The organism is Pedobacter nyackensis (assembly GCF_900176505.1).
In the GTDB taxonomy this organism is placed as follows: Bacteria; Bacteroidota; Bacteroidia; order Sphingobacteriales; family Sphingobacteriaceae; genus Pedobacter; species Pedobacter nyackensis.
In genome coordinates, this window is the sequence record NZ_FWYB01000021.1 from 59654 (window position 1) to 66417 (window position 6764).

Sequence of the window (6764 nt, forward strand, 5' to 3'; positions counted from 1 at the left end):
TCTTTGTTTGTCCAGACTCTGAGCCAGCCCATAGTTGGATAACCTTTAGTTAAGCATTGGTTAAGGGTTGGTTAACCCTTGGTATATCCCCAAGGTTAATTAACGCTTAATTAACACTTTATCACCCCACAGTCAAATACGAACTCATTCTTTCCAAATACCAATATTATTTTACAAATTCAATAAGCTTTATCAATGCACTAGATTATTTATAATTACTATAAAAACCAAGCAGTATGGGCATCTCAAATGGAGTATTCGGAACATTCACCGGTAAACTAGGCAATCTGGTAAGTTATCAACTTAATGCGCAAACGTAGTAGTTGTGCAACAATTACCTATATCATATATCGTGTGGAGTCACAATTTTCAGTTTTGTAAGTCTGAGATACATTTTTCTCTAATTTTCCATATAGATTCTAAATCAAGAACTAAATTATTTTCAATCCATTCTTTAAGAAATGTTTGATGTATTCGAATTTTTTCTTCGTTAATTTGATCAAATTCAATTTCATGTTCTTCTAATAATTTGTTTTGAAAATCAGAATAGTTTGAATTGGGTCTTGTAAAATCTAAATATTCATTACCAATTCTTAGATAATTATGTGCTTCAGGGATATAATCTAATTCATTTTCGTTAAGTGTATTTTCAATTTTAGGAGCGTATTCTTTGTCCATTTTAAAAATACCAAGAATTAGTTTTACCTCGAGTTGATTATTTTCTAATGCTAATTTTCTTAAAATCGAATGTTTTGTACTACATGTTCCAGCTCTATCTCTGAAAATACAAAGAATATCTTTTTTGTTTTTATTTCGTTTATAAGGAAGTCGAGAAACAAATTTACAAGCAGATTTAAAATCGTTAATTCCTAAGTTTAAAAATTCTTTAGAAACCTTTCCATTATATTTTATTTCGAAATTCATTTTTGCATAGAGTTTTGATACGATTATATATAACATTATATTTTACGAAAAAAAATATACAAAATTTCGTAAAAACTAATATAAGTTTATTTTTAAGGACTAAGAGAAATAGATTTTTAGAATTATCTCCTCCGCTCTTTTAAAAGCAAATGCTACAGCTTTTATTATCATTCATAATCACCTTTCGGGAAGTTAACTCCAAGTGATGCAGATAAACAAATTACAAAAAGGATTAAAGAAGCAAGGAGGAACGGATCTTAATCACGATTACTTTGAACTCAGAAAGATCAGTTTTATTCTGGAGCTGAATGTTGGATAATTGTTTTGAGTTTATTTTTTAACTCTCTTAACGCACTGATTTTAAATAAAAAAGGATTGCTCTTTTACGAACAATCCTTTCAATTTTCGGACGTAAATCCTGTTAGTACCCTGGAAGGGACTCGAACCCCTGACCCTCGGTTTAGAAAACCGACGCTCTATCCAGCTGAGCTACCAAGGCATCTTCCCTGTTAGGAGCGGCAAAGATATAAAAACATGGGAATAACGCAAAATCTATTTTAATAATTTCTGCTAAAATATTGCGAAATCAGATCGCAATCTTCTTATTTGGGAACTGCTCTGCATGATTCATGATCAAATGCAAAATGTAATCATCAGAAGGATAAGGCTGTAGCACCGACTTCAGCAAATCCACCTCGTTGACATCAGTATGTGAAGAAATATAGCCCATACCGTAAAATTTTCCTTGTTCGACCAATAAACAACTCTGTTCGTCATCAGTTCTCCCCTTATCCAGCATGGCAAAGGATGGAAGAATAGATTTTAAATAAGCAATTGCGTACTTAACCCGGACATTATAAGCCGCGGCAGATTCTTTTCCCAGACAAGCACCACTACACCTACCCTCGTCATGTCCGGTACAAGCCTGGCGGTTCCTTTGGACAAAACAAAGCTTTTCACAAAGCACATGCTCTTTAATTAATAAACGCAATAGGTTATGCCCGTCCAACAAAGTATTGAAACTATACAGCGCAGCTACCTGCTTCCGGTATTTATCTATACCTAAACGCATATACCCCTTTTGATCCTCAAAAACATACAAGCCATATTTCTGGTCATGTCTTTTCAAAGCCCGGTTATTATCCGGCCAGAGGCGCTTAATCTCTACAGCCTCCAATATGAAAGCCATCAATTCCGTTCCACATACCTCAAAGTCGACCGTATATATGTTTTGAAGGAACTCCTGTCGTTGCCTGCTGGTGCTGTTTCCAGTAAAATGCGAACAAACACGCTTTTTAAGGCTTTTGGCTTTACCAATATAGATTACCTTACCCTTTTCATCTTTAAAATAATAAACGCCTGGAACAAGCGGTATACGGTCTATCTGGCTCTTTGGCAAATTAGGAGGCAATGCCTGCTCTTTAGAAAACTTATTAAGTGTTTGCTGGATGTGATTTTCGGAATCTTCTGCAATGAGCATAGACAATAATATCGCTGTTGCTGCCGTATCCCCTCCTGCACGGTGCCTGTTGCTCACTGAAATGTTCAAAGCAGCACAAAGCTTACCCAGACTGTAAGAACGATGTCCAGGCAATATCTTCCTGCTCAACCTAACCGTACATAGCTTGCGACAATTCAATTCATAACCAGATTGCATCAACTGGTGGTGGATAAATGAAAAATCGAAATTTACATTGTGTGCAACGAATATTTTATCATGCAACAATTCGTAGATCTCTGCCGCCATATCCTTAAATAAGGGGGCATCAGCTACCATGTCATTGCTGATACCGGTAAGTGACTCAATATAAGGTGGGATATCCTGTTCCGGATTAATCAGCGTTTCAAAAGCATGTACAACCTCTTGCCCGTTATGCACCAAAATAGAAATTTCAGTAATTCCATTTCCTGATGCAAAACCGCCCGTGGTTTCAATATCTACAACAGCATATAACATTCAAATGACTTTATACAATTTACAAGACAAATATGCTAATAAATTTAGTATTCCAATTGAATTCTATTTGTTAATTCTTTTTGTCCACCAAATTTCAACTATGGCATGCAAATGGCATATGTTTTAAATGAACAAAAGAACAGGAAGATAATGTCTAAAAAAATATTAGCTGTTGATGATGATCGTGATATCGTTGATGTCATCAAGATCATACTGGAGGATGAAGGATATGAAGTTTCTACATTAACCACTGGAAGGAATATATTGGATGTAATATCCTCGATCCGACCAGACCTTATTTTACTGGATGTAATGCTGGGAGGAATGGACGGAAGAGAAATTTGTAAGTCGATAAAAGCTCATGCAATTTTTAAATACATCCCCATCGTAATGATATCTGCAAGCCATAACTTACAAAACGTGTTAAAAATGCCAGGCTCGCCCAACGACTTCCTTTCAAAACCTTTTGATATTGATCATCTGGTAAATAAAGTTAGAACTCAATTGGGTGCCACAGGCTAATTGTACTAATTTAAGTATTTATAGTACTAAATTGTATATAATTATCAAGCGCTTAGCTTGTTTCAATCTTTATAGGATTGCTTAGTATTTTATGTATCGGACATTTGTCTGCTATCACCATTAATCGCTTACGTTCGTCCTCTGTCAGTTCGCCGGTAAATTCAATCCTCCTTTTTATAGTAGTTCCTGCACTCATCTCCTCTTCTTTACAAATTTCCAGTTCAATTTTAACGTAATCCAGGTTCAGGTTTTTTCTATCTGCGTACATCCTTAAGGTGATTGCCGTGCAACTGCCCAAACTTGCCAGTAATAATGCTGCAGGCGACATTCCTTCATCTGTACCGCCAACATCTTCCGGCTCATCTGAATAAATAAAATGTCCTCCCGAATATACTTTTGTTTTATAATGGGATTTATCGAGTTCTGTAATTGCGGTGATCTGGTTTGCTGACATAAGTAATATTTAAATCTAATCTAACGTTATTTTGAATAATTTTATATGAGCCTTGACAATAAACACTAAACCCTATGCCGTCAACTGTTATCCATAGTTTTGTCCATGATCATGATTCAAAGAAACTAACCATAACCTTTGTGTCGGGAATAAAGTATGAGTATAAAAACATCCCTCTGAGGGTGTACCAGATGTTTAAGGCTGCAGGTTCAAAAGGAAGATATTTTAACCACTACATAAAAGGAAAGTACAAATACAAAAGGCTTAAAACATAAATGGCCGGAAATTCTGCCGGCCATTTATGTTTTAGATCTATAAAAGAAAACTATTCTGCTTCTCTTTTGATATAAGTTTTATTCCCATTTTTATTGATGTAGTATTTTCCACCACGTGGACCGGTTAAGATTTGCTCACCATTAGGGCCTTTTAAGCTCCTGTCGATGGTAGGCTTGTAGTCTTTAGCGCTTGCAGCAGCAGTTGTAGTTTGCTTCTTAACAGTGGTCACTTCCTTCTTAGTGGCCTTTGCAGGCGCTACAGCCTTCTCTTTAGCAGCAGTGTAGCGTTTATCAGGTGTACCATCTTTTTTCAGACCAGGTACCGTTGTCGCTGCTGTAGCAGCAGCGGTGCCCTTAGCCGCAGTTTTTTTAGCTGTTGTTTTAGTTTCTTTTGCAGTCTCCTTCACAGCTTCCTTCGCAGCGTAACGCTTATCAGGAGTACCATCCTTTTTAAGCTTTACAGCAGCATCAGCTTGCTTTTTCTCGGCCTTTTTTGCATCAGCTTTGACTTTTGCTGCCGCTTTTTTAGCGTCAGCCTTAGCTTTTGTGGTTTCCTTTTGGGCTTGTACAGCAGGCGTCTGTGCCATACTCAGGCTTACACATAAACCTAAAATAGCAATGAGTGAAAATAGTTTTTTCATAGTGTTTTAATAATCTGGTTTCCTTTTAATAAAATTATTACCAGCAGGTAATAACATACAATTTAGCTTATTGTACTCAGTTTATAAAAAAAAACACATATTATTTTCACCAGGAATTTTTATTAAAACTACATTCTAAATCTTAACGAAACAGACCTTCCAAGGGCCTGAGCTAATTCAGGTTCAACTTTAAGTTCGCCCCCACTCTGTACCCAGATATTTTTTTCATTTTTAACCAAAACAATCTCCTGTCCATCAAAACTAATGTGAAGTTCTGTTGTCTCCTTATTGATAGCAGCACTATTTAATATTTCATAAATGTAATCTGTATCGTTGTACGTAATGCGCATTGGCAGCCCCATAATCTTATCTCCTCGCACAAAGGTAAGCTAATATATGATGATATGAACTAAAAACAAGAAAGGCCCGCAAAATGCAGGCCTTTCTTACAATACTGAAATAAATATTACTTTGTATTTTTTTTCTCGGTTACTTCAGTACGGATTTCCTGAGCAAGACCTTTTAAATCCTGCATAGCTTTACGTACTCTTGTACCAGCAGCACCGTTACCTGAATTATAAAACTTTTCTACATCTGCCTCTACACCAGCGATTAATTCTTTTAATTTTGAAAATTTTTCCATGTTTTTCTTTCGTTAAGATTTTTAAATATATGATATAACGGTCTAAAGTTAATAATTATTGGATTTTCACCAAATGAATATTTAGGAAAAAAGAAATATTTATCAATTTGAATCCTGATTAAAATAACCAACAAGGGCATTATTGCGATTTAAAGTAAGCGTTTTGTGGGCCTTATCCTTCAACTGTCGGATCCGTTCTTTACCCAGATTTAAGATCGGTCCCATGTCATCCAGGCTCGTTTGCGGACAACCATTTATGCCATAAAACAACTCCACGATCTGCTGCTCCCGTTTAGGCAGCACATTCAATGCTCTTTTTATGTCTATAGCTAGCGATCCGGCAAGAGTAAGGTGATCACTTGCAGGCATGCTTTTATCACCAACAATATCCATCAAAGTAAAACCAGAATCCTCATCAACTACCTGATCCAATGAATACGGCATATGTACTCCATCTAAATAACACAGCACTTTATCTTCAGGAAAAGTCGTGTATTCCGATATTTCTTCAGCTGTAGGCATTCTTTCCAACTGCTGTTCTAAAACAGCTATGGCCTGCTTAACTTTACTATTAATGGCTAGCTGACTACCGGGCAAACGCACCAAACGTTTCTGCTCTGCAATGGCCAGCAAAATAGACTGCCGAATCCACCAAACCGCAAAGGAGATAAACCTAAAGCCTTTCGTATCGTCAAAACGCTCAGCAGCCCTAATCAAACCTATATTACCTTCACTGATCAGATCTCCCAATTTCAATCCACTATCCTGATACTTCTTTGCCACCGTAACCACAAAACGCAAATTACTTTTAATCAACTTTTGTACAGCCAGCGCATCTCCATTACGGATTTTATGTGTCAATTCAGCTTCTTCTTCAACACTCAACAGGTTTATTCTGCTAATCTCATTTAAATACCTATCCAATGCATCCGAATCTCTAAGCGGAATAGATTTCATTACTTTAAATTTCTTCATAAATCAATAAAGTTTAAACACTCATTTCAACAAATTTCGAAAGCCGGATTGAGATAGTTTATACTTTAAAGAACTATGGTGTTTTCCGCAGTTTTAGGATCCAAAAACCATATAACATTCGTTTTCTCCCAAATTCAAATACAGAAAAGAGAATATAATTTGATCAAAAAATTGACAGAGAGACAAAAAAAAGAGACGATACCATATGATATCGTCTCTCTCAATTCCAATTAAAAATTGATTACAGCTGCACGATTTGTCCGGTTTTAACAGATTCATCGCAAGCAAAAGCAATTTTCAGACTATTTATAGCGTCATCTGTAGGTTCAGTTAAATCGATATCCTCCAGAATTGCTTTTAAGAAATAACGTTG

9 protein-coding genes and 1 tRNA gene are annotated in these 6764 nt (G+C 36.1%); 2 read left to right on the top strand and 8 right to left on the bottom strand.

Going from position 1 to position 6764, the window contains the following annotated elements; translation table 11 throughout:
• Positions 1–369: 369 nt before the first annotated feature.
• The 3 genes from B9A18_RS23660 to B9A18_RS23675 all read right to left on the bottom strand — a co-directional run bounded on the left by B9A18_RS23660 (position 370) and on the right by B9A18_RS23675 (position 2881).
• On the bottom strand, positions 370–924 hold the full coding sequence (locus B9A18_RS23660) for a hypothetical protein (protein WP_084292219.1): 555 nt from the start codon (positions 922–924) through the stop codon (positions 370–372).
• Between the two features lie 425 nt (positions 925–1349).
• Positions 1350–1423 (bottom strand) — tRNA-Arg (locus B9A18_RS23670).
• A gap of 87 nt (positions 1424–1510) precedes the next feature.
• Positions 1511–2881: an exonuclease domain-containing protein gene (locus tag B9A18_RS23675; protein WP_084292203.1), complete on the bottom strand. Its 1371-nt coding sequence runs from the start codon at positions 2879–2881 to the stop codon at positions 1511–1513.
• A gap of 150 nt (positions 2882–3031) precedes the next feature.
• Here B9A18_RS23675 and B9A18_RS23680 point away from each other — a divergent pair, with 150 nt between their 5' ends.
• On the top strand, positions 3032–3403 hold the full coding sequence (locus tag B9A18_RS23680; RefSeq protein WP_084292221.1) for a response regulator: 372 nt from the start codon (positions 3032–3034) through the stop codon (positions 3401–3403).
• 52 nt (positions 3404–3455) lie between these two features.
• Here B9A18_RS23680 and B9A18_RS23685 read toward each other — a convergent pair whose 3' ends face one another.
• Positions 3456–3857, bottom strand: a complete 402-nt coding sequence (locus tag B9A18_RS23685) for an OsmC family protein (protein ID WP_084292205.1) — start codon at positions 3855–3857, stop codon at positions 3456–3458.
• 74 nt (positions 3858–3931) lie between these two features.
• On the opposite strand from B9A18_RS23685, the gene B9A18_RS23690 reads away from it, so the two are divergent.
• Positions 3932–4132, top strand: a complete 201-nt coding sequence (locus tag B9A18_RS23690; RefSeq protein ID WP_084292207.1) for a KTSC domain-containing protein — start codon at positions 3932–3934, stop codon at positions 4130–4132.
• 50 nt (positions 4133–4182) lie between these two features.
• On the opposite strand, the gene B9A18_RS23695 is transcribed toward B9A18_RS23690, so the two are convergent.
• The 4 genes from B9A18_RS23695 to B9A18_RS23710 all read right to left on the bottom strand — a co-directional run bounded on the left by B9A18_RS23695 (position 4183) and on the right by B9A18_RS23710 (position 6391).
• Positions 4183–4773, bottom strand: coding sequence for a hypothetical protein (locus tag B9A18_RS23695; protein ID WP_084292208.1), 591 nt, complete (start codon positions 4771–4773; stop codon positions 4183–4185).
• 128 nt (positions 4774–4901) lie between these two features.
• Positions 4902–5123 (bottom strand): hypothetical protein, encoded by a 222-nt coding sequence (locus tag B9A18_RS23700; RefSeq protein WP_235005429.1) that lies wholly within the window; start codon positions 5121–5123, stop codon positions 4902–4904.
• Positions 5124–5239: 116 nt separating this feature from the next.
• Complete coding sequence (locus tag B9A18_RS23705) at positions 5240–5416, bottom strand: histone H1 (protein WP_084292212.1); 177 nt, start codon at positions 5414–5416, stop codon at positions 5240–5242.
• Between the two features lie 102 nt (positions 5417–5518).
• The gene (locus tag B9A18_RS23710; protein ID WP_084292214.1) at positions 5519–6391 is read right to left on the bottom strand and encodes a sigma-70 family RNA polymerase sigma factor; all 873 of its coding nucleotides are present in this window, start codon (positions 6389–6391) and stop codon (positions 5519–5521) included.
• Positions 6392–6764: the final 373 nt, after the last annotated feature.

Coding starts and splice junctions, on each gene's coding strand:
- B9A18_RS23660 (WP_084292219.1), bottom strand. CDS start 924: ATGAATTTCGAAATAAAATATAATGGAAAGGTTTCTAAAGAATTTTTA.
- B9A18_RS23695 (WP_084292208.1), bottom strand. CDS start 4,773: ATGAAAAAACTATTTTCACTCATTGCTATTTTAGGTTTATGTGTAAGC.
- B9A18_RS23675 (WP_084292203.1), bottom strand. CDS start 2,881: ATGTTATATGCTGTTGTAGATATTGAAACCACGGGCGGTTTTGCATCA.
- B9A18_RS23680 (WP_084292221.1), top strand. CDS start 3,032: ATGTCTAAAAAAATATTAGCTGTTGATGATGATCGTGATATCGTTGAT.
- B9A18_RS23710 (WP_084292214.1), bottom strand. CDS start 6,391: ATGAAGAAATTTAAAGTAATGAAATCTATTCCGCTTAGAGATTCGGAT.
- B9A18_RS23685 (WP_084292205.1), bottom strand. CDS start 3,857: ATGTCAGCAAACCAGATCACCGCAATTACAGAACTCGATAAATCCCAT.
- B9A18_RS23700 (WP_235005429.1), bottom strand. CDS start 5,123: ATGCGCATTACGTACAACGATACAGATTACATTTATGAAATATTAAAT.
- B9A18_RS23690 (WP_084292207.1), top strand. CDS start 3,932: ATGCCGTCAACTGTTATCCATAGTTTTGTCCATGATCATGATTCAAAG.
- B9A18_RS23705 (WP_084292212.1), bottom strand. CDS start 5,416: ATGGAAAAATTTTCAAAATTAAAAGAATTAATCGCTGGTGTAGAGGCA.